The organism is Martinezella multihospitum (assembly GCF_900094585.1).
GTDB lineage: Bacteria > Pseudomonadota > Alphaproteobacteria > Rhizobiales > Rhizobiaceae > Rhizobium > Rhizobium multihospitium.
Genome location: NZ_FMAG01000001.1, coordinates 199,863 through 222,178 on the forward strand (window position 1 = coordinate 199,863; position 22,316 = coordinate 222,178).

At 59.5% G+C, this 22,316-nt stretch carries 19 protein-coding genes; 11 read left to right on the top strand and 8 right to left on the bottom strand.

Going from position 1 to position 22,316, the window contains the following annotated elements; all coding sequences use genetic code 11:
* Window positions 1–26 precede the first annotated feature (26 nt).
* The 4 genes from GA0061103_RS00890 (at window position 27) to GA0061103_RS00905 (ending at window position 4,349) form a co-directional block, all read left to right on the top strand.
* Complete coding sequence (locus GA0061103_RS00890) at window positions 27–1,097, top strand: LLM class flavin-dependent oxidoreductase (RefSeq protein ID WP_092706205.1); 1,071 nt, start codon at window positions 27–29, stop codon at window positions 1,095–1,097.
* 152 nt (window positions 1,098–1,249) lie between these two features.
* On the top strand, window positions 1,250–1,699 hold the full coding sequence (gene mntR / locus GA0061103_RS00895; protein ID WP_092706206.1) for a manganese-binding transcriptional regulator MntR: 450 nt from the start codon (window positions 1,250–1,252) through the stop codon (window positions 1,697–1,699).
* Between the two features lie 219 nt (window positions 1,700–1,918).
* Window positions 1,919–3,388 carry a sensor domain-containing diguanylate cyclase gene (locus GA0061103_RS00900; protein WP_245304622.1) on the top strand — a complete coding sequence of 490 codons (1,470 nt, stop codon included), beginning with the start codon at window positions 1,919–1,921 and terminating at the stop codon, window positions 3,386–3,388.
* Window positions 3,389–3,509: 121 nt separating this feature from the next.
* On the top strand, window positions 3,510–4,349 hold the full coding sequence (locus GA0061103_RS00905; RefSeq protein ID WP_092706210.1) for a mechanosensitive ion channel family protein: 840 nt from the start codon (window positions 3,510–3,512) through the stop codon (window positions 4,347–4,349).
* A 172-nt stretch (window positions 4,350–4,521) separates the two neighbouring features.
* Here the strand turns inward: GA0061103_RS00905 and GA0061103_RS00910 are convergent, their stop codons facing one another.
* The 4 genes from GA0061103_RS00910 to GA0061103_RS00925 all read right to left on the bottom strand — a co-directional run bounded on the left by GA0061103_RS00910 (window position 4,522) and on the right by GA0061103_RS00925 (window position 8,167).
* Window positions 4,522–5,184, bottom strand: a complete 663-nt coding sequence (locus GA0061103_RS00910; RefSeq protein ID WP_092706212.1) for a hypothetical protein — start codon at window positions 5,182–5,184, stop codon at window positions 4,522–4,524.
* 417 nt (window positions 5,185–5,601) lie between these two features.
* Complete coding sequence (locus GA0061103_RS00915) at window positions 5,602–6,693, bottom strand: LLM class flavin-dependent oxidoreductase (protein ID WP_092706214.1); 1,092 nt, start codon at window positions 6,691–6,693, stop codon at window positions 5,602–5,604.
* A gap of 124 nt (window positions 6,694–6,817) precedes the next feature.
* Entirely contained in the window at window positions 6,818–7,567 is a 750-nt protein-coding gene (locus GA0061103_RS00920) for a nucleotidyltransferase domain-containing protein (protein WP_092706216.1), read from the bottom strand.
* Between the two features lie 129 nt (window positions 7,568–7,696).
* Window positions 7,697–8,167 (bottom strand): Lrp/AsnC family transcriptional regulator, encoded by a 471-nt coding sequence (locus GA0061103_RS00925; protein ID WP_092706218.1) that lies wholly within the window; start codon window positions 8,165–8,167, stop codon window positions 7,697–7,699.
* Window positions 8,168–8,294: 127 nt separating this feature from the next.
* Between GA0061103_RS00925 and GA0061103_RS00930 the strand changes: the two genes are divergently transcribed.
* Window positions 8,295–9,521, top strand: a complete 1,227-nt coding sequence (locus GA0061103_RS00930; RefSeq protein ID WP_092706220.1) for an argininosuccinate synthase — start codon at window positions 8,295–8,297, stop codon at window positions 9,519–9,521.
* A 152-nt stretch (window positions 9,522–9,673) separates the two neighbouring features.
* Window positions 9,674–10,591: an ornithine cyclodeaminase family protein gene (locus tag GA0061103_RS00935; protein ID WP_092706222.1), complete on the top strand. Its 918-nt coding sequence runs from the start codon at window positions 9,674–9,676 to the stop codon at window positions 10,589–10,591.
* Window positions 10,592–10,630: 39 nt separating this feature from the next.
* Here GA0061103_RS00935 and GA0061103_RS00940 read toward each other — a convergent pair whose 3' ends face one another.
* The 3 genes from GA0061103_RS00940 to GA0061103_RS00950 form a co-directional block, all read right to left on the bottom strand.
* Entirely contained in the window at window positions 10,631–11,188 is a 558-nt protein-coding gene (locus tag GA0061103_RS00940) for a nucleotidyltransferase family protein (protein WP_342587955.1), read from the bottom strand.
* Between the two features lie 137 nt (window positions 11,189–11,325).
* Window positions 11,326–11,895, bottom strand: a complete 570-nt coding sequence (locus tag GA0061103_RS00945; RefSeq protein WP_092706226.1) for a P-loop NTPase family protein — start codon at window positions 11,893–11,895, stop codon at window positions 11,326–11,328.
* A gap of 181 nt (window positions 11,896–12,076) precedes the next feature.
* Window positions 12,077–12,997 (bottom strand): LysR family transcriptional regulator, encoded by a 921-nt coding sequence (locus tag GA0061103_RS00950; RefSeq protein WP_092706228.1) that lies wholly within the window; start codon window positions 12,995–12,997, stop codon window positions 12,077–12,079.
* A 104-nt stretch (window positions 12,998–13,101) separates the two neighbouring features.
* Here GA0061103_RS00950 and hglS point away from each other — a divergent pair, with 104 nt between their 5' ends.
* From hglS to ydiJ, 4 genes are all read left to right on the top strand, one after another.
* Window positions 13,102–14,496, top strand: coding sequence for a 2-oxoadipate dioxygenase/decarboxylase HglS (gene hglS, locus GA0061103_RS00955; protein ID WP_092706230.1), 1,395 nt, complete (start codon window positions 13,102–13,104; stop codon window positions 14,494–14,496).
* 60 nt (window positions 14,497–14,556) lie between these two features.
* Window positions 14,557–16,089: an L-piperidine-6-carboxylate dehydrogenase gene (gene amaB / locus GA0061103_RS00960; protein WP_092706231.1), complete on the top strand. Its 1,533-nt coding sequence runs from the start codon at window positions 14,557–14,559 to the stop codon at window positions 16,087–16,089.
* 4 nt (window positions 16,090–16,093) lie between these two features.
* Window positions 16,094–17,329, top strand: coding sequence for a pyridoxal phosphate-dependent aminotransferase (locus GA0061103_RS00965; RefSeq protein WP_092706233.1), 1,236 nt, complete (start codon window positions 16,094–16,096; stop codon window positions 17,327–17,329).
* A gap of 135 nt (window positions 17,330–17,464) precedes the next feature.
* Window positions 17,465–20,500 carry a D-2-hydroxyglutarate dehydrogenase YdiJ gene (ydiJ, locus tag GA0061103_RS00970; protein ID WP_092706235.1) on the top strand — a complete coding sequence of 1,012 codons (3,036 nt, stop codon included), beginning with the start codon at window positions 17,465–17,467 and terminating at the stop codon, window positions 20,498–20,500.
* Window positions 20,501–20,583: 83 nt separating this feature from the next.
* On the opposite strand, the gene GA0061103_RS00975 is transcribed toward ydiJ, so the two are convergent.
* Window positions 20,584–21,687 (bottom strand): saccharopine dehydrogenase family protein, encoded by a 1,104-nt coding sequence (locus GA0061103_RS00975; RefSeq protein WP_092706237.1) that lies wholly within the window; start codon window positions 21,685–21,687, stop codon window positions 20,584–20,586.
* A gap of 138 nt (window positions 21,688–21,825) precedes the next feature.
* Here GA0061103_RS00975 and GA0061103_RS00980 point away from each other — a divergent pair, with 138 nt between their 5' ends.
* Window positions 21,826–22,257: an Lrp/AsnC family transcriptional regulator gene (locus tag GA0061103_RS00980; RefSeq protein WP_092706239.1), complete on the top strand. Its 432-nt coding sequence runs from the start codon at window positions 21,826–21,828 to the stop codon at window positions 22,255–22,257.
* Window positions 22,258–22,316: the final 59 nt, after the last annotated feature.

Genomic DNA, 22,316 nt, shown 5'->3' on the forward strand with positions numbered 1-22,316 from the left:
CGACAGGCACAGGCACAGGCACAGGCATGAGCGATAACAGCGAATTTCTCTGGTACATCCCCAATGACGTCAAGCCGGGCCACCGTGGCGATTCCGCCGTGGAAAACCACAACAGCCTCGAAACCCTGACCAGCCATGCCAAGGCGTTGGAGGATCACGGCTGGAAGGGCGCATTGATCGGAACGGGCTGGGGCCGACCCGACACCTTCACCGTCGCGGCCGCACTGGCGGCACGGACCACCAGCTTCGAGCCGCTCATCGCAATCCGCCCCGGCTACTGGCGGCCGGCGCATTTCGCCTCTGCGGCCGCAACGCTTGATCAACTGAGCGGTGGTCGCGTGCGCGTCAACATCGTTTCCGGCAAGGACAATCTTGCCGCCTATGGCGACAGCGAGGGCGATCAGGCGCATCGCTACGGCCGCACCAAGGAGTTCATGCGCCTCACGCGCAAGCTCTGGACCGAAGAGAATGTCACCTATGAGGGGGAACACTTTCGCGTCAACGAATCCACGGCCGCGCCGCGCATCGAGCCTCGCGGTAAACGCCTGCATCCCAGGCTCTATTTCGGTGGTGCGTCGGATGCTGCAGAACGCGTTTCCGCCACGGAGGCCGATGTTCAGCTTTTCTGGGGCGAGCCACTCGCCGACATCGCTGAGCGGATCAGCCGGCTCAAGGCACTAAGCAGAGATCTTGATCGCGATCTGCCGCCGCTGGAATTCGGGCTGCGCATTACGACGCTGGTGCGCGACACGACGGAGCAGGCCTGGACCGATGCCGAGGCGAAAGTCGCCGAGATGGCTGAGAATAAGGGCGTCGGCTGGAACGATCACCGGCAATCGATCGCAGTGGGCCAGAAACGACTGTTCGATCTTGCCGCGCGCGGCGACGTGCTTGACGACAACCTCTATACCGCGCCGGGCAAGTTCGGCGGCGGCGGCGCCGGCACCACCTGGCTGGTCGGCTCGCCAGAGGATGTCGCCAACTCCCTGCGTAAATATCGCGATCTCGGCATCACGCATTTCGTTCTTTCGGACACACCCTATCTCTTGGAAATAAAGCGGCAAGGTGAGCAACTGCTGCCGCTGTTGCGCGCCTGAAGGCGCGGCACGACGAGCCAATTGAAACACAGGAATTTCGATTTCGCGGCTGGCCGGGATCGGCCGCCGGGGTTTCATAACGTCGTTGAATTATTTATAGTCGAGGCTAAACATCATTACACGACTCTTAATCATGAGGGAGATGAGCCGCCTTGACGAGATTGCCTGCCGCCCCGGAAAGCCGTCTTTCTTCGACCGAGATCGAGACGCACGCCGAGGCCTTTCAGAAAAGCCGCGACGACCGACGCACGGAATTGATGGAAGATTACGTCGAACTCATCGCCGATCTGATAGAACATGCCGGCGAAGCGCGCCAGACCGATATTGCGCAAAGACTGGGAGTAACGCAGCCGACGGTTGCAAAAATGCTCAAGCGGCTCGCCGAGGAGAACCTGATCACGCAGCGCCCCTATCGTGGCGTGTTCCTGACTGAAGAAGGGCACCGCCTGGCGGTGGCGACCCGTCGGCGCCATGAGATCGTCGAGGCCGTCCTTTGCCGTCTTGGCGTCGATCCTGATACGGCGAGGAATGATGCCGAGGGCATCGAACACCACGTCAGCGAAAAGACCCTCAAAGCCTTCGAGCGTTTTTTGAAGACGTGACGGCAATGTGCGCTACCAAATTGGGCTGCGATTGAACTGGAGAGCCATTTTGGGCACAATTTCAACAAGAATGAGTTGAAAAGAAACCGGTATTGATTGTCCGGCTTGACCCGCTGCCTGGTATCAACGCAAGGTTTACCAATGCTCGTTAAGCAGAACTTAGCGAACGGCCGGTTTTTGCATTTCGCATCCTGACTTTTATTGCCGGCGCAGGGAATCATGATGAACGCCCAGGACTTCAGCAGCACCGTTTTCGACCTTGCCCCCGTCGCCATGTGGCTGGAGGATTTCAGCGGCGTCAAGGAGCAGTTCGAACTCTGGCGTGCGGAAGGCGTGACGGACCTGCGTTCCTATCTGCTCGCCGACGTGCAGCGCGTCGCGTCCTGCTCGCAAAGGATCAAGCTTCTTGCCGTCAATGCCAGGACACTGGAGCTCTTCGAGGCGCCGTCCTTCGAGATGCTTGTCGGAAGCCTTTCGCGGGTCTTCCGGGACGAGATGCTGCACAGCCATGTCAACGAGCTTGTCGCGCTCTGGGAAGGCAAGACCGAATTTTCCGGCACGGCGATCAACTATTCTCTTGGCGGCAAACGGCTCGACATCCAGCTTCGCGGCGTCATCCTGCCGGGCCATGAGACCTCCTGGAGCCGGTTGCTGCTGACGACGGAAGACGTGACGGCCCGCGAGGAGGCGAGACGGCAGGAAGAGCGGCAGCGCCGCTATGCCGAGGGCATGTTCGAGCATTCGCCCGTTTCCCTGTGGGTCGAGGATTTCAGCCGCATCAAGATCCTGCTCGATGAGATCCGGCATCGCGGCATCGTCGACTTCCAGGTATTTCTCGACGTGCATCCGGAATTCGTCCAGCAATGCATGAGCGAAATCAGTGTGCTTGACGTCAATCAGGCAACGCTCGATCTCTTCTGCGCGCCGGATCGCCAGACCCTGCACCACAGGATCGGTGAAGTGTTCCGCGATGACATGGAGAAGCATTTTCGCGGGCAATTGGTGGAATTGTGGAACGGCCGCCTCTTCCATCAGCGTGAGGTGTTGAACTACGCGCTCGACGGATCGGAACGCCACGTCCTCCTGCAGTTTTCCGTCTTTCCCGGTTACGAGAACGACTGGTCGCTGGTGCAGGTAGCGCTGACCGATATTACGGCGCGCAAGAAGGCGGAAGCCTATCTCGAATATCTCGGCAAGCACGACGTACTCACCAGGCTCTACAACCGTGCCTTCTATATGGAGGAGCTCAACAGGCTGGAGCGCAAATCCCTTCGGCCGGTATCGGCCATCATTCTCGATCTGAACGGCCTGAAGGAGGCCAATGACGAGAGCGGCCACGATGCAGGCGACGCGCTGCTGCGCCGCATGGGCGAGGTGCTGAACAGCGTCGTCTCCCTGCCGAACCACGCCGCCCGCATCGGCGGCGACGAATTTGCCGTTCTCATGCCGGGCGCCGATGAAATCGCGGTTGCCGCGATGGTCGAGACGATCAACGAACTGCTGAAGATCAACAATCAGTTCTATTCGAGCGCGCCACTCAGCGTCTCCATCGGCGTTGCCACGAGCCTGCCCGGCGAAACCATGGAAGCCATGATCAAGCGCGCAGATCTCGGCATGTACGAGCAGAAGAAAGCTCATTACGCCGCAGCTGCCACCATAGGCCCGCATCAGGCAAAGCACGGCGCCTGACGCCCCGGCATAGGAACCGGCCCGCACAATCCATTGAAACGGTTGAGTTTCACACGCCCGATCGCCGGGAACAAAAAACGCGACTTCTCATTTGGCTCTCTGGGAAAGATGGAGTTTTGACATGGACGATCAAACGACCAATATCGTCGTTGCGACCCGGACGGCACTCGATCAGGCCTCGGCGCTCGCGGTTCAATATGGATTTTCACTTCTTGGCGCGATCATTCTTCTGATCGGCGGCTGGCTTCTTGCGGGCATTATCAGCCGCTCGGCCTATCGCGTCATCTCACGCATTCGCGGCATAGACGAAACGCTCGCGAGCTTCTTCCAAAATGTCTTGCACTACAGCTTGCTCATCCTTGTCTTCATCACCGTCCTTGGCCAGTTCGGTGTTCAGACAGCCTCCATCATCGCCGCTCTCGGCGCTGCCGGCCTGGCGATCGGCCTGGCCCTGCAAGGCACGCTTCAAAATATCGCCGCCGGCATCATGCTGCTGATCCTGCGGCCATTCCGGGTCGGCGAATATATCGAGACGACGAACGTCAAAGGCTACATCAAGGAGATCGGGCTCTTCGCGACGGAGATGAGGACGGCTGACGGCCTCTATCTGATGGCGCCGAATTCGACGCTCTGGAACACGCCCATCATCAACCACAGCCGCGAGCCGGATCGCCGACAGCAATTGTCCGTTGCCATGGATGAGAAAGTCGACATCGATCTTGCCCGCAAGACAATCCTCGACATCTTGAAAGCGGATCAGCGCATCAAGACCACACCCTCACCGAAGGTTTTTCTCGACGAGCTGGCCGTCGATCAAGCCGTGCTCAACATCGAATACTGGGCGATCACCTCGTCCTGGTCAGATGTCCGGCACGATGTCGTCTCGAAGCTGAAGGCCAGGCTTGCCGAGCCCGACATAACGATCAAATCGCCGACGGAGGCGACTGGACCCGCCGACTGAGTTCTCTACTCGACGCTAAGCCTGCCGCCGGCAGGGAGTTGAACCAGCGGCAGGCTTCGCGAGGTCATGACACCTCGAGCAAGATCGATGTCCTGCCCGTTCTAAACTTCCGCGAGAGGCATTTGTTCCCGGCCTCGACATGCAAAAGGCCGAACTTAGAAACCTCGCGAATCTACCATTTGATGCGGTAGTCCAGGCGCACATTGCCAGCCGGTGTCAAAGTCTGCGGATCGGCGAAGGAGGCCGAGAAATTGAGGTTCGGCGCCAAAGGCTGCTGAAACGAGACTGTGCTGGAAAAGACGCTGCCGACGTCCTTCAGATTGCCGATCGCAGATAAGGACATTCCCGTCCAGGGAACGGCAATGGTAACGGCTTGTGTCGCGGTAATGGAGTTTGCCGCATTCCGAGTGCCCGCGTAATTTACGTTCAGCGACCTCGAAGTGCTCATGTCCAGATTTTCCGACACCGTCCAGCTCCGCGAGCGCTCGAGGCAAAGCGTTCCCGTGCTGTTGAGAGTGTCCACCCTCACGGAGACTTCGCGACGCCATACGGTCGAAAAGCGCTTGTGATCGTCGATTGCCGTGCCCCAGAGCGTTGCCAGGCTGCTACTGCGCAAGATCGCACCGCTGCCCGCTCCACCCAGGCCCAAATCCATGCCTGCACTCACGTCCCAAGCCATCGGCAGCCGAAAGCCGAGCGTCGTCTTATATGTTCGCGGCGCCAATTTGACCGGCGACCAGATCATCAGGTCGCTGGCTTTGGTAACCTGTGGCAAGCTGACACTCGCAAGGAGACCAAGAACGCCGCGAAGGACGCGTTTCGACTTGAAGCCCATGTTAAAGCCCGCATTCTCTTTACCCTGATCTCGTGATGTTCAGGGCGCACCAAGGCAACAGCCAGACACGGGAACAACCGCATTCCGGCTTCGGATTGATTTTGTTCGGTTAAGCACCAGCAAGATAGCGGCGCATCGGAGCCAAGATTGACGGCATCCGATTGAAGGGAATGACGCCGCTTCAAATCAAGCAGCACCCTTCGCCTAAAAGAATCCCATCCGGGGCCACGCTTGTAAACCCCTTGACCTCACGTTTTTTGCTGCGTTGCACACATGTCGCACCTGCGACGCCGCTGCATGAAAGCGACATCACCGCGAGCGGCCCGGAAAATCAGCCTTGGCCGGATAACCAAGTCGTCATTGAAGGATGATCACATTCCCGCGAGCAGCGGCGGCGCGAAGCATCGAAACGGCGATTCACCCCAGCCGGAGCCCAGCCTTCTTCAGAATCGGAAGCACCCGATCGCAGAAATAGGGCAGTTCCTGCGTATAGTTGACGAAGGACAAGGCGATGCCGGCATAGCCTTGCTCGGCAATGGCGATCATTTCTTCGGCAATGCGCTGCGGCGTGCCAATCAGCGGATAGCTGCCTGCTCCACCGGCAAAACGCTGGCGATAGCGGTCATAGGCCTCGCGATCATGGGATTGAGAGAACTCCTTCTTGCCAGCCATGTGCTGATCGACGGCAGCGTGATCGGCCATGGTCACGGCATAGCGCGTATAGTAATCTTCTGCCTCTGCCTGCGTCTCGCGGCAGACGACGTGACAGACGGTATAAACGCCGACCTGCCTGCCTTTGCCTGCCGCCCGCCCGGCGATATCAGCCACATGCTTTCCAGCCTCGTCGATCTCGGTAAAGGTGGTGAAGAGATAGTCGCAATGCGCGGCGGCAAAATCCCGGCCGGGGCCGCCGAAAGCCGCATTCATCGTCACCGGCCTCGGTGCCTGCAGGCTTGCCGGCCGGCTGACGGCTTCTTTCAGATTATAGTAGCTGCCTGCATAGTCGATCGGCTCATCGGAGGCGTAGAGCTGCTCGACGATTTCGAGCCATTCGGCTGCCTGGTCGTAGCCCTTTTCGACGAGCGGCACGCCGAACATGCCGAACTCCTTCGGGTTCCAGCCGCAGACAATGTTCAGCCCCGCCCGCCCCTGGCTGATATGATCGACAGTCGCAAGCGACTTGGCAGCATAAAGGGGATGGACGAGCGGCACGTGCACCGTCATGAACAGGCCGATCTGCTCGGTCGCGGCAGATAGCGCGGCCGCCCAGGTAAAGGTCTCGAACGACCATTCGCGCACGCGGTTCTTACCGCCGAAACCGCGCCAGCGCGCAATCGGCAAAAAGAATTCGAGCCCCGCCCGGTCGGCAATCTGTGCTGCGGTCAGATTATCCTGCCAGCCTGCCGTCCAGCGCTCCGGCACGTCGGTGATGGCAAGGCCGCCATCCGCATTGGCGGAAAAAACACCGAGCTTCAGCCGGTTCGGCCCCTTCAGCGGATGCATCTTCATGGCGGCCTCCTCCTCCCGAGTTCACTTCGCGTCTATCCTGCAAAATCCGCAGCGACCCGATAGGAATGTGTTAGCGTCGCGATGAAGAATTTCAAGCTTAAAATTTCCGATCGACACACAACAATCAGCCTAGCTCCACAAGGCTCTTTCGTCTCGCCTGTTGCGATGCCGTGCGCTTGTCACCCGCGAAAAACGGTCCGCCATGCCGGTCCAGTTCGCGACGTGTGAGGTTGCACAATGCCTCCACCTCTCCCGCTGAAGCCCGCCCGAAGGCATCGTCGAAGCTATCGGCTAGGTCCCGATCCAGCTCACGAAGCAGGCGGGGAATCCATTTGCCCCTGCCCGACCATCTTCCTCGTCCGAGCAGCATAAGGTCGGCTAAAGGCTGGTAGAGCAGCGCGGCAATCGCGCGTACCTCTGGAGCTGCCCGCTCTCCATGCAGGTCATCGAGAAGATCGGTGATCTGATATTTCAAGGCACTCAGCTTCTCACCTTCCAGCTCTGGCGGGCCGGCACGGAGGATGTCGACAGCATAATCTCTCCAGACCTGCCCCTTGTCCGGATTTGGCCCGAGGATCTGGCCGGTCGCAACCATATGAATGATAACAGGATAGCCGCGCGCAATATCGCTCTCGAAAAACCAGCTGAGCGTCTCCGGGTCGTGAACAAACACTTCGAATGGAAAGTCGCCTTCGAGAAACGTTTCGCGCCAAGCGGTTTCGAGCCGATCAAAGACCACGACCAGATCGATATCAGAGCCCTTTCTTCCCTCGCCTCGTATGATCGACCCCGAGGCAAAGGCAAAGGAATTGCCCGGAAAGCGGCTTGCGAGAACCGAGCTGGCCGCCCGCATTGCCGTTTCGAATATGCTCATCTCGCTCTCCAAACATCTATTGTCCTGCTGGTCCGCTATGCCCGCCAAGGCCCGAGCAGGCCGGCATCGGCTCCATGAGCTGAACGGCATTTCGCTGCCGTTGTGGTTGGCCGACAGCTGGCTGCAATACTACGAGGCCAAAGGCAGCTCGAAGCTTCGCTTCAATGTTTCCATCGGCACATCTGTCTTGACGTTCAATACGCTCGGGATACGAGTCAAGTGGTCGGCCTGAAACCGCCAGTAGCTGTGCAGATCAGCCGTGACGATGCGCAAGACGGCATCACATTCTCCCGTGGTCAGATAACATTCCATGACTTCGGGAAACCGCCTGACAGCCTCCGCGAATTGCAGGGTGACTTGCGCATCCTGCGTCTTGAACCAGACGCGGGCAAACACGGTGAGGCCCGCACCCACCTTTGTCGGGTCCAGAACGGCAACGTAGCGATCGATGATGCCTGCGTCTTCCAGCAATCGCACGCGGCGAAGACAGGGGGACGGCGACAACCCCACTTCCTTCGCAAGATCGACATTGGAAATGCGTCCGTCACGCTGCAGCACCTTGAGGATACGCCGATCGATCTCATCCAGATTCGGTAACACAATATGGCTCCCATTGCCAATGAAGTGGCATAATATGCCAAATCGTCTCGTATTCTTGAAGTCTTTGCAAGCTCATTGCGCGAGGATTGGCCTATCGTTTCATCCGTCAACATGGAGACGGAAGTCGATGTCGCAAAAGCTCAAGAAAGTCGTGCTCGCCTATTCCGGAGGGCTCGACACATCCATCATCCTGAAATGGCTGCGGCAAACCTACGGCTGCGAAGTCGTGACCTTTACCGCCGACCTTGGCCAGGGCGAGGAGCTTGAGCCCGCCCGCCGAAAGGCCGAGCAATTGGGCGTGACAGATATCAGGATCGAGGATGTCCGCGAGGAATTCGTTCGGGATTTCGTTTTCCCGATGTTCCGGGCAAACGCGCTCTATGAGGGGCAATATCTCCTCGGCTCCTCCATCGCCCGCCCGCTCATCGCCAAGCATCTCATCGATATCGCACGGGAGGTGGGAGCCGATGCCATTGCCCACGGCTCCACAGGCAAGGGCAATGATCAGGTGCGTTTCGAACTGGCGGCCAATGCGCTCGATCCATCGATCAAGATCATCGCGCCATGGCGCGAATGGGCCATCCAATCGCGCACCCAGTTGATCGAATACGCCGAAGCACATCAAATTCCCGTGCCGACAGATAAGCGCGGCGAGGCCCCTTTTTCGACCGACGCAAATCTCCTGCACACGTCCACCGAGGGCAAGATTCTGGAAGACCCCGCCGAAATCGCGCCATCCTATATCTATCAGCGCACTGTCGACCCTCTGGAGGCACCGGACGAGCCGGAGATCGTCGTCATCGGTTTTGAAAAGGGCGATGCGGTTTCCCTGAATGGCGAAGCAATGGCACCAGCGGCACTCCTGACGAAGCTCAACGAATTGGGCGGCAGGCATGGGATCGGCAGGATCGATCTCGTCGAGAACCGTTTCGTCGGGATGAAATCGCGCGGCGTTTACGAAACTCCCGGTGGCACGATCCTGCTCGCCGCCCATCGCGGGATCGAATCCATCACGCTCGACCGCGCCGCTGCACATTTGAAGGACGAGATCATGCCCCGCTACGCCGCGCTGATCTATAACGGGTTTTGGTATTCTCCCGAGCGGGAAATGCTGCAGGCTTTGATAGACCGGAGCCAAATCCATGTCAGCGGCGAAGTGACGCTCAGGCTCTACAAGGGTTCAGCCAATGTGATCGCGCGCACCTCGCCCGCCTCGCTCTACTCGACCGATCTCGTCACCTTCGAGGAAAGCTCCGGAGCATACGACCACCACGACGCCGAGGGCTTCATTAAACTCAATGGCCTGCGCCTGAAGAGCTGGGCAATGCGGAACGCCAGGATGGCAGCATCATAAGAACGGTTATGAGACGCAGATAGGTCCAGCTACATAATTCATGCTGATCGATCCCTGCGTCTATCGTTTTCAGACCTGCTGTTGCCGGCCGCTATTGACCTCAAGTGCTCTTGAGGTTGCAGAGTGGCCGGACACACGGAGGTCGACCCGCAATGAAGATATTGAAAGACGAGGATTTATGCCCTTCCGCAGTCATGCGTGGGGCAATCGATGCCTTGGAAGCAGCTTTCCGAGCCAAGGCAGCGGGCGAGCTGGTGTCCCCACCCCGGCATCATGTCTCCTTTCCCGATCGTGGAGACATCGTGTTTACGGTCGGCGGCATCGATGGCGAACGGCCGCTGGCCGGCTTTCGCGCCTACGAGACCTTTGCCGGCGGGCGGCATTCACAAATCGTCGCTGTTTGGCGTGCCGACACCGCTGAACTGCAGGGCGTCATCTTGGGCGAACGGCTCGGCCAGATCAGGACGGGCGCGATTGGAGGCGTGGCCATCCGCCACCTCAGCGTTCCCGCCGCCAGCATGGTCGGCATCATTGGCAGTGGCGCGCAGGCGCGAACGCAGCTCATTGCCGCTGCCGCCGTTCGCGACATTGGCTCTGCCCGGGTCTTCAGCCGAAACCCGAGAAACTGCGCCGCCTTCGCTGAAGAGATGCAATTGGAACTCGGTATTGCCGTTGAACCGGTTACAAGTGCCGCAAAAGCCGTGGCCGATGCCGATATCGTGTTATGCGCAACAAGCAGCGACATGCCGGTGATCGATGCTTCAGAATTAAAGGCCGGCGTTCATATCAATACGATCGGCCCGAAGACGCTCATGGGGCATGAACTCGGCGTGGACGTCGCTGACATAGCCAGCATCATCGCCACGGATTCTCCCGAGCAAACGCGCGCCTATACGTCCCCATTTTTCCTTTGCGGAACCATGCACGAGGAGCGAATTCTCGATCTTGCGGCAATAGTCGCCGGTCATGCTGCCGGTAGAACGTCGTCTCTCGACACGACGCTCTTCTGTTCGGTCGGCCTCGCGGGTACGGAAGTCATCGTAGCATCGGCCATATTCGACACGATCTGACATCGGGTCGGAAATCGCGCGGCTGCGCCTCGAAACTCTTCAGCCGTTCCAACCTACGACCGTCAGCCTCGGCCAGACCGCAATCCAGCGATTGGCTTTCTGCTCATAGATCGCCCGCGTGATCTGCGTCTTGTTGGGGCGCACGACGCCATTCAGCAGATCGGAAAGACCGAACGGAGCACAATAATCCAGACGACCGTGGCCATTGGAACGCAATCCCACGGCGGTTGCCGTGGTCGGAAAAGTGGTGATAGCGTCCAGGGTCGATTTATAAGGTGGGATCGGGTATCCGAACTTCGCTTCGTACCAGCAGTGAACCCTGGCTTCGTTCTTTACATCGATCCAGACCGTTAAATCCGGAAACATCGCGCGGACCCGAGCGGCATGAACGGCCTCCGCTTGTTCAGACAAATCATCGGCATCGAAATAAACAATGTCGACGTCATTGATTCCATGAGACAGAGGCAATCCGAAGGCATCGTTCCAAACGGTCTGGGCAACGGCTCCTGCCACCAGCCAGCAATCTGGCAGCGCAATCTCATCCCAGCGCCGGAGAAGCGACATCAGCAAAGCGCTCTTGAAGACGATATCTTCCAATTCCGTCTGTTCGCTTGTCGTCATTGCCCCGCCCTCGTTGGAAACGACTTGTGGCCATAGTCCATGACCTACCTTCTGCATTCAAACATGATTCTCGGCCGTTACTGTAGACTTGGCCAGCGCATCGCCGCTGCCCCTCAGCCGCTGTTGCGCGCAAGCCTTAGCAGCCGGTCCATTTCGCCGTGCGAATTCAAAAGGGCGACGGGCACTTGTGGCCCATGCAGGTCGATACTTCGAACGAACAGAGGCGCATATTTCCTCTCGAAATTCCAGATATAGGAGAGGAAAGCCCTATCTGGCAGCGGTTCAGGGCAACCTTCGGCCATAGCAGGGCGAACTGTTCCATAGTGCCGTGAAACCCGCTTCGCCAGACCAAATAATGCAACATGCCTCGGCACTCGAACCCAAAGGACGAGATCGGTGCGCGGCAATCTCAGATCAAAAGTGGATGCGCCGCTGCCATCCATGACCCACCTCTCCCGTCGCGCCAGCTCGACGATCATCGACCGCTGCTCATCCCTTTCGCGCTCTTTCCAACCCGGTAGCCATCGGACGTCCCGATCGAGCGATTGAAACTCCAAACCGAATGTAGTCGCGATCTTCTGGGAATAGGTCGTCTTGCCGCCGCCGGAGCAGCCGATGACAAGTACCCTGTTGGCGCCGGCAAGCAGTGCAGCGGCTTCGGGCAGCAAAACATAGTTTGGCAAAGCTTCCTCCTATCCGACGCGGATGTCTAAGTCGCAGGACACTATTCTATCAGCAGAGCGATCCGGGCCGTCCGGGTGTTCTTGCACTCCAAATGAAAAACCGCCTTGAACGCCCAGCGATTCAAATTCATTCGGATTGGCTCGCCTGCGACGATTTTTTCCTCGCATCATCAGACGCAAATCAGCGCGGCATTATCATCTGCGATTGCGGCGTCACCTCACTCAGCAGCCAATCTTGAAATAATGTCGCCGTCTCGTTCGTCTGCTTCTTTTCCGGCATGACGACGTAATAGCTGTTCTCGGTCGGCATCGGCAGATTAAACAGCGGCAGAAGCGTGCCGGCCTTGAGCTCATCCTCGATCAGATAGGTCGGCAGAAGCGCCACGCCGAGCTCGGCGATGGCCGCTGCGATGATCATGGAAAACTGGTCGAAGCGTGCGCCGGGATAGGCATTCTCCGTCGACAACGCCTGCAGATCGAACCATTGCGCCCAGAGCTTCGGGCGGGTCGTCAGATGCAGCAGCGGTGCTCCCGATAGCTCAGCCGGCGAGATCAGACCCAGCCGCCCGGCAAGCTCGCGGCTGGCGACGGGCAGAACGGTCTCGTTGCAGAGAAAGGTCGCAACAGCGCCGGCCCAGGCCGGCAGGCCGTAGTGGATGGCGAGATCGAAATTATCCTCGTCGAAGTTGAAGGGCTTGGACCGGGATTCCACCGTGATCGCGACATCGCGATGTTCGTCCAGAAACCGACCAAGGCGCGGCACCAGCCAGCGCGTGCCGAAGGTCGGCAAGGTCGCGACCTTGAGCGACAGTTTCATCTGGCCGGCGGCAACGGCGCCGATCATCAGCCGCTCCGAGCGCAGAAGCAGGTCCTTGACCTCCGGCAACAGCCGAAGTCCGGCCTCGGACAGCACGACGCGCTGGCGAACGCGCTCGAACAATTTCAAACCTGTCTGCTGCTCGAGATCGCTGATCTGACGGCTGACGGCGCTTTGGGTAAGATTGAGCTCTTCCGCCGCGCGCGAAAAATTCTGGTGACGCGCCGCGCATTCGAAGGCCTGCAGATTGACGATGTCAGGGATGAGACGACGACGCATGTTCATTCCATTTTCGCATCAAGTTAGAATTCTCTCTCACAACACCGGCTGCCAAACAAGATATATTCTGCAATACAGGAATGATGTAGCCTTTCAGGAAGAGATCGCACATGAAGCCTGACCACGTCTCGACCAGCGATATTCGCAGCGCTTTTTCCGCCGCCATGTCGGCGATGTATCGCGAAGAAGTTCCCGCCTATGGCACACTCATGGAACTTGTCGCCCGCGTCAACGATGAGACGCTCGCCGCGCAGCCCAAGCTCAAGGAGCGGCTGAAGGCAACCGATTATCTCGATCGCATCTCCGAGGAGCGGCACGGCGCCATCCGGCTTGGCACTGCTGCAGAGCTTGCGATGATGGCGCGCGTCTTCGCCGTCATGGGCATGTACCCGGTCGGCTATTACGATCTGTCGACCGCGGGCGTGCCTGTGCATTCGACCGCATTTCGCCCGATCGGCGATGCGGAGCTGAAGCGCAATCCCTTCCGCGTTTTCACTTCGCTGCTGCGCCTCGATCTGATTGCCGACGAAGACCTCCGCAAGGCCGCCGCGGACATTCTCGCCAAGCGCCAGATTTTCACTGATGGAGCCATTGCGCTCACAGAAAAGGCCGAGCGTGATGGCGGCCTGAACAACGACGATGCCCAGCGCTTCGTCAGCGAAGTGCTGGAAACCTTCCGCTGGCATGACGAAGCCAATGTCGATGCCTCCATGTACCACCGCCTCCACGACGCCCATCGCCTGATCGCCGACGTCGTGTCGTTCAAGGGCCCGCACATCAATCATCTGACACCGCGCACCCTGGATATCGATCAGGTGCAGGCCCTGATGCCGGATTACGATATCGCACCGAAGGCTGTCGTCGAAGGTCCGCCGACACGCGCTTGCCCGATCCTGCTGCGCCAGACCTCGTTCAAGGCCCTTGAAGAGCCAGTCTCCTTCCGCAATGCCGATGGCGTATGGGAAGAAGGTTCGCACACTGCCCGCTTTGGCGAGATCGAGCAACGCGGCATTGCACTGACGCCGAAGGGTCGTGCGTTTTACGACCGGCTGCTCGATCAATCCCGCAAGATCGTGTGCCCGGCGGCAGACGGTTCGAACGCACGCGATTATGAAGCAGCACTCACGCAAAGTTTTGCCGGCTTCCCGGATGATTGGGCGGCAATCCGTGCCGAAGGCTTCGGCTATTTCACCTACTCACTGACAGCCAAGGGCAAAACTGCCGCAACAAGCCATGGCGATATCGGCGCGCTGATCGAGAAGGGCCTCGTCCAGTTCGACCCGATCGTCTACGAGGATTTCCTCCCCGTCAGCGCCGCCGGCATCTTCCAGTCCAATCTCGGCGACGGCGCACAACAGGACTTCGTCGCCAGCCCGAACCAGCAGCGCTTCGAAGCCGATCTCGGCATGAAGGTGCTGAACGAATTCGATCATTATGCCGGCATCGAACAGGCATCGATCGACGCCTGCCTGCGGGCACTTTCCAAACAAGACGCCGCCGAGTGAGGTGATGCGGCGATAACAGCCGCTCGCCATCGGGATTAAAGACAAGTGGAGTTTCAAACGATGAACATCGCAGCCAAGACCCCTTCCGTTGCAGCCGAAGCTGCCGCCATTCTCGAAAAGCTCGGCGTCGACAAGGCGCTCTATACTGAGGGCGACATGTCCTCCTACTCCCCGGTCACCGGCGAGAAGATCGGCAGCCTCAAGACGGTTTCGGCCGATGAAGCGGCAAAGAAAATCGAGAAGGCCCATGTCGCATTCCGCGCCTGGCGCCTCGTGCCGGCCCCGAAGCGCGGCGAACTGGTGCGCCTGCTCGGCGAAGAATTGCGTGCCGCCAAGGACGATCTCGGCCGTCTCGTTTCGATCGAAGCCGGCAAGATCCGCTCCGAGGGTCTCGGCGAAGTGCAGGAAATGATCGACATCTGCGATTTCGCAGTCGGCCTCTCCCGCCAGCTCTACGGCCTGACCATCGCGACCGAACGCCCAGGCCACCGCATGATGGAAACCTGGCATCCCCTCGGCGTTGTCGGCATCATCTCGGCCTTCAACTTCCCGGTCGCGGTCTGGTCGTGGAACGCGGCGCTCGCGCTGATCTGCGGCGACGCCGTCATCTGGAAGCCATCGGAAAAGACGCCACTGACCGCTCTTGCCTCGCAGGTGATCCTCGACCGCGCGCTTGCCCGCTTCGGTGACGCGCCAGAAGGTCTTTCGCAGGTTCTGATCGGCGATCGTACGATCGGCGAAATCCTCGTCGACCACCCGAAGGTGCCGCTCGTCTCCGCAACCGGCTCGACCCGCATGGGTCGTGAAGTCGGGCCGCGGCTTGCCAAGCGCTTTGCCCGCGCCATTCTCGAACTCGGCGGCAACAATGCCGGCATCGTCTGCCCGTCGGCCGATCTCGACATGGCGCTTCGCGCCATCGCCTTCGGCGCCATGGGCACAGCCGGCCAGCGCTGCACGACGCTGCGCCGTCTCTTCGTCCACAAGAGCGTATACGACCAGCTCGTACCGCGGCTGAAGAAGGCCTATCAGAGCGTTTCGGTCGGCGATCCCCTGCACTCTTCCGCGCTCGTCGGCCCCCTGATCGACAAGGCAGCGTTCGACAACATGCAGAAGGCGATTGCCGAGGCGAAGGCTCATGGCGGCTCCGTCACCGGCGGCGAGCGGATCGATGTCGGCTATGCCGACGGCTATTATGCAAAGCCGGCGCTGGTGGAAATGCCGAAGCAGGCGGGTCCGGTGATGGAAGAGACCTTCGCGCCTATCCTCTACGTCATGCCCTATAACGATTTCGACGCCGTTATCGACGAACACAATGCGGTTGCGGCCGGCCTGTCGTCCTCGATCTTCACCCGCGATATGCAGGAATCCGAGCGCTTCCTCGCAGCAGACGGTTCCGATTGCGGCATCGCCAATGTCAATATCGGCACCTCCGGTGCGGAAATCGGCGGCGCATTCGGCGGCGAGAAGGAAACCGGCGGCGGCCGCGAATCCGGCTCCGACGCCTGGAGAGCCTATATGCGTCGGGCGACCAACACCGTGAACTACTCCAAGGCCCTGCCGCTGGCGCAGGGTGTCTCCTTCGACATCGAGTAACGCCATGACGATCGCCACGAAAATCGAAGAGGCGGGCTTCAAGCCCGCTTCGCGGATCGCCTCCATCGGCGTTTCCACCATTCTTCAGATTGGCGCCCGCGCCAATGCGATGAAGCGGGAAGGTCTGCCTGTCATTATTCTCGGCGCCGGCGAGCCTGATTTCGATACGCCCGACAATGTGAAGGAAGCCGCCAAGGCTGCCATCGACCGTGGCGAAACGAAATATACCGCGCTCGACGGCACGCCGGAGCTGAAGAAGGCGATCGCCGCGAAATTCAAGCGCGAGAACGGCATCGACTACGCGCTCGACGAAATTACCGTCGCGACGGGTGCCAAGCAGATCCTGTTCAACGCTTTCATGGCGTCGATCAACCCGGGCGATGAAGTCATCATCCCGACGCCTTACTGGACCTCCTATTCCGATATTGTCGAGATCTGCGGCGGCGTGCCCGTGCTGATCCCTTGCGATGCCAAGGTCGGTTTTCGCCTGAAGGCTGATCAGCTAGAAAAGGCGATCACGCCGAAGACGCGCTGGCTGCTTTTGAATTCGCCGTCGAACCCATCGGGAGCGGCCTATTCGGAGGCCGATTATCGGCCGCTGATCGAGGTGTTGCAGCGTCATCCGCATGTTTGGCTGATGGTCGACGACATGTACGAGCATATCGTCTATGACGGCTTTCGTTTCACGACGCCCGTCGCGATCGAGCCGAGCCTCAAGAGCCGGACCTTGACGGTCAACGGCGTTTCGAAGGCCTATGCCATGACCGGCTGGCGCATCGGCTATGCCGGTGGCCCGAAGGCTCTCATCAAGGCCATGGCCGTTATCCAGAGCCAGGCAACCTCCTGCCCATCCTCGGTCAGCCAGGCGGCAGCCGTTGCCGCGCTCAATGGTCCGCAGGATTTTCTGGAGGGTCGCAAGGCAAGCTTCCAGCGTCGACGCGATCTCGTCGTCAACAGGCTGAACGCCATTGAGGGTCTGGATTGCCTAGTGCCGGAAGGCGCCTTCTACACATTCTCGGGCTGCGGCGGCGTGTTGGGAAAAACCACGCCATCCGGAAAGCCGATCGAAACGGATGCGGACTTCTGCGCCTACCTGCTCGATGAAGCCCATGTCGCCGTCGTGCCCGGCTCCGCCTTCGGATTGTCGCCCTATTTCCGCATTTCCTATGCGACGTCGGAGGCCGATCTCGTCGAAGCCCTCGACCGTATCGAGCGGGCCTGCGCAGCTCTCCGGCGCTAAGGCAATTCCAGCAGAAGCGCAAAACGGTTCCGCGTCCTGAATTGCGTGAAAACAAAGAGATAGAGCATTTCCATAATTCTGTTTAAAAGCGGAAATGCTCTACTCATCGGATAGAACTCCGGAAGCCTTCGCATCATGATACCACGCCTCGTTTCGGCGAAAGATAGCCACAAGCAGCAGATCGGCGCGCTCGGGCGTCGGCTGTCGGCATTGGGCTTTCAGGGCGATGTGGAGACGGATGACGGCGCGCGGACGGTCGCCTCGACCGACAACTCGATCTATCAGCTTAAGCCCGCGGCAATCCTCTATCCGCGCGGCGCCGATGACCTGAAGCGCATCGCCACAGCCATATCCGAGCCTGCCTTTTCCGATCTTGCCATCACCCCACGCGGGGGCGGCACCGGGACGAACGGGCAATCGCTGACCTCTGGCATCGTCATCGACTGCTCCCGGCATATGAACCGTATTCTGGAGATCGACCCGGTTCGGAAGATCGCCCGAGTCGAGGCCGGCGTCGTCAAGGATCAGCTCAACAAGGCGCTGAAGCCCTATGGGCTGTTCTTCGCACCAGAGCTTTCCACCTCCAACCGCGCCACGATCGGCGGCATGATCTCCACCGATGCCTGCGGTCAGGGCTCATGCCTCTACGGCAAGACCAGCAATCACATTCTCGGCCTTCACTTGGTGCTCTGCGACGGCACCAACTGGTGGTCGCGCCCTCTTGGCGAGGCCGAACTGGAGCAGATCAAGGCACGCAAGGATCGGATCGGCGAAATTCACCGGGTGGTCGATGCGATCGCCAGGGATAAAAGCGAGCTGATCGCGGCAACCTTCCCCAAGCTCAACCGCTACATGACCGGCTACGATCTTGCCCATATCCGCCGCGAGGACGGCCGTTTCGATCTCAATGCAGTGCTCTGCGGGTCGGAAGGCACGCTTGCCATGATCGCCGAAGCTGAGCTTAACGTGCTGCCGATCCCGGCGCAATCAGCCCTCATCAACATCCGCTATGGGGATTTCAACACGGCGCTCGAGGATGCGCGGCGGCTGGTGGCGCTGAAGGTCGCCTCGGTCGAGACGGTCGACGAGAAGGTGCTGGGTCTTGCCAAGGGCGACATCGTCTGGAGCGGCATTGCCCGCTTCTTTCCCGAGGATGCATCTGGTGTCGCCAATGGCATCAATATCGTCGAGGTGCTGGCCGATGATCGAGACGAGCTAGCACGCAAGCTGGCGGATGTGACCGCCGCCCTCGATAACAGCTCGACCCCGCGCCACAAGGGCTATACGATCGCCCGAGAAAGGGCCGAGATCGAAGCAATCTGGTCGATGCGCAAGCGTGCCGTTGGCCTTCTCGGCAATGTCGAAGGGCCGGTACGGCCGGTGCCTTTCGTCGAGGACACCGCCGTTCCGCCCGAGCATTTGGCCGCCTACATAAGAGAATTCCGCGCGCTTCTCGATGCCGCGGAGCTGGATTACGGCATGTTCGGCCATGTCGATGCCGGCGTGCTGCATGTCCGCCCTGCGCTTGATCTCACCCGCGCCGACCATCAGCCGCTCGTGCGGAAGATCAGCGACGGCGTCGTAGCTCTCACCCGCAAATATGGCGGCGTGCTCTGGGGCGAGCATGGCAAAGGCGTGCGCTCTGAGTACGTCCCGGAATTCTTCGGCGATCTCTATCCCAGCCTGCAGGACGTCAAGCGCACGTTCGATCCGGAAGATCGCCTCAATCCCGGCAAGATCGCATCCGGCGCATCTCGTCCACTGCTGAAAATCGATGACGTATCACTGCGTGGTGACTTTGATCGCGTCATCGGCAATGATATCCGCGCTGCCTTCGACAATGCGGCCCATTGCAACGGCAACGGCGCCTGTTTCGATTTCGACGCCACAAGCCCGATGTGCCCTTCCTTCAAGGCGACGGGCGATCGGCGCTATTCGCCGAAGGGCCGCGCTGCACTGATGCGCGAATGGCTGCGCCTGCTTGCGGAGCGGCAGGTCGATCCGAAGCGCGAGGCACAAGTGCTGCGCCGCGCCAACCCCTTCGGCAATCTCTTGCGACGGATGCTCAACTCGCTCAATCCCGCCAATCGCAACGACTTCTCTCACGAGGTGCGGGCGGCAATGGACACCTGCCTCGCCTGCAAGGCCTGCGCAGGCCAATGTCCCGTCAAGGTCAGCGTCCCGGCCTTCCGCTCGAAGTTCCTCGAGCTCTATTACGGTCGTTACCTTAGGCCGCTGAAGGACCCGATCGTCGCGGCCATCGAGACGACTTTGCCGGTGATGGCGCGCTTCAAGTCCGGCTACAATCTGCTCACCCTATCCAGCGTGGGCCAGGCTTTGACGCGCCTTGCCGGCCTCACCGTACTTCCGGCTATGCCTGCAATATCGCTCGAACGGGAAGCCGCTCGTCTCGGCGTGCGCATCGCCACGCCGGAGCGTCTGGCGAAGCTCTCAACGAACGAACGAGGTCAGGCGGTCGTTATCATTGCCGATGTCTTCTCGACCCATTTCGATCCGGCTGTCGTCATCGCCGCTCTCAAGCTCGCGCTGAAGATGGGCTTCAAACCTTGGCTCGCCGCCTCGCAAGGCAACGGCAAGGCCCTGCACGTGCATGGCTATCTCGGTCGTTTCGAGAAAGCGGCAGCGAAATCGCGGGATTATCTCGATCGTATCTCAGAGCTGGGCATCACGCTTGTCGGCATCGATCCGTCGATGACGCTGACCTATCGCAGCGAATATGCCGCTTTGCCCTTCGCCCGGCTGCAGGCATCGGTGCTGCTGCTTCAGGAATGGCTTGCGGCCAATCTCGAGCGGTTGCCGCAGCCACAGGCTTCGCAGCAAGAACGCTTCACGCTGCTTGCCCATTGCACGGAGCGGACGAACGCGCCGGCCGCGCTCAAGCAATGGTCCACAGTGTTCGAAATATTGGGGATCAAGCTCGATATGGCCGATGTCGGCTGCTGCGGTATGGCCGGCACCTTCGGCCACGAGGTGCGCAATCGCGCCATCTCGGAAAAGCTTTACGCGATGAGCTGGCAGGACAGGATTGCCGAGAACGGCAATCAGACCGTGGTCATGGCGACTGGCTTTTCCTGTCGCTCTCAGGTCGCCAAGATCGATCGCCAAACCATCCCGCATCCAGTCGAGGTCCTCGAACGGCTTATCGCCTAGTCGCTGCGCAGCCGTTTCCAACGGCCAAAACATATGTGGCGCCCGAAGGCGCCACATATAAAAACACTAGGAAGAATAGCCACTTAGACGGCTTCTCTCATCCTGATCTTTTCAAGGCTGTAAACCTGGCCGAAGCGATTGGCGAGGAAATCGCCGAGATCGATTTCTTCCTGGCAGACGAATCCCTTCGTCGGCAGCTTACCCTGAGCGAGGAGATCGAGCACGGTGGTGATGCCGGCGGCCGTTGTGATCTGGATCGCGCTCATCTTTTTGCCCGCGACGATGCCCGCATAGACCTTGTTGGCATAGGTCTCCTGCATATAGCGGCCCTCGCGCCAGCCGCAGACGGTGACGAAGACAACAACGACGTCCTGCATGGTGGCAGGCAGCGCATTTTCGAAGAGATCCTTCAGAACATCGCGGCGGTTCTTGAGGTTCAGGTCGTTGAGCAGCGCCTTGATGATGGCCTGATGGCCAGGGTAGCGGATGGTGCGGTAGTTCATCGTGCGCACGCGACCGGCCAGCGTCTTGGCGAGCGTGCCGAGACCGCCCGAGGTGTTGAAGGCCTCATAGGTGACGCCGTCGAGCGAAAACTCTTCGCGCTCTTCCATGGCCGGAACGGTCACGAGCTTGCCTTCGACGATCGCTTCGCAGGGCTCGATATATTCGTTGATCAGACCGTCCGTGCTCCAGGTCAGATTATAGTTCAGAGCGTTGGAGGGATATTGCGGCAGCGCGCCGACGCGCATGCGCACGCTGTCGAGACTGTCGAAACGCTTGGCGAGATCATTGGCAACGATCGAGATGAAGCCCGGCGCCAGGCCGCATTGCGGGATGAAGGCGGTGCTCGCACCCTCAGCCAGCTCTTCCACCTTCTTTGTGGTGGCGACGTCTTCCGTGAGGTCGAGATAGTGAACGCCGGCTTCAAGCGCCGCTTCCGCGACAAAACCCGTGAGATGGAACGGTGCTGCCGACAAAACGGCAAACTTGCCCTTCAGGACGCCGACCAGACCGGTGCGGTCGGCAATGTCGACGGCACCGGTGGAAATTGCAGGGTGACGATCGATCTTGTCGAGCTGCTCCTGGCTACGGTCGGCGACGACGACCTTGTAATCGCCCGTTTCGGCCAACATCAGAGCGATCGCCCCACCGATCTTGCCTGCACCGATGACCACTATGTCTTTCATATGATTCCCCTGCATTTCATTGATAAGATTTTTATAAGTGTAGGCAGGAGTTGAACGATTCATAGCGACGAAAAACGCATTTCGTTGTATAAATATAATCAATATGACGACACAGTTTCGCAAAATGCAGGAAACGGCATGCAGGTTACAGATAAAGACCGCGAACTGATTGCCTTGCTCGGCCAGAATGCCCGGATGCCGGTTGCGACGCTTGCCAAAAAGCTGTCTCTGTCGCGCACCACGGTCCAGGCGAGGCTCGAACGGCTGGAGCGCGAAGGCGTGATATCAGGCTACGGCCTTCGCCTGTCGGAGACCTATCTTTCTGGCCTCATTCGCGCGCACGTGCTGATTACCATTGCGCCGAAGGCGCTGGCGGCGGTGACGGCGTCTCTGGACGCTATCCCACAGGTAACAACGCTTCATTCCGTCAGCGGCACGTTCGATCTGATCGCCATCGTCGCAGCACCTTCGATTTCCGAACTGGATCAGCTGATCGACGAGATCGGCACGATCGACGGCGTCGAACGCACCTTGTCGTCCATCATTCTCTCAACGCGAATCTCGCGCTAAAGGCGGCTTAAGCGCCTTTTGGTTTCACGCATTCCGGACGGAAAATCGCTACGCACTTT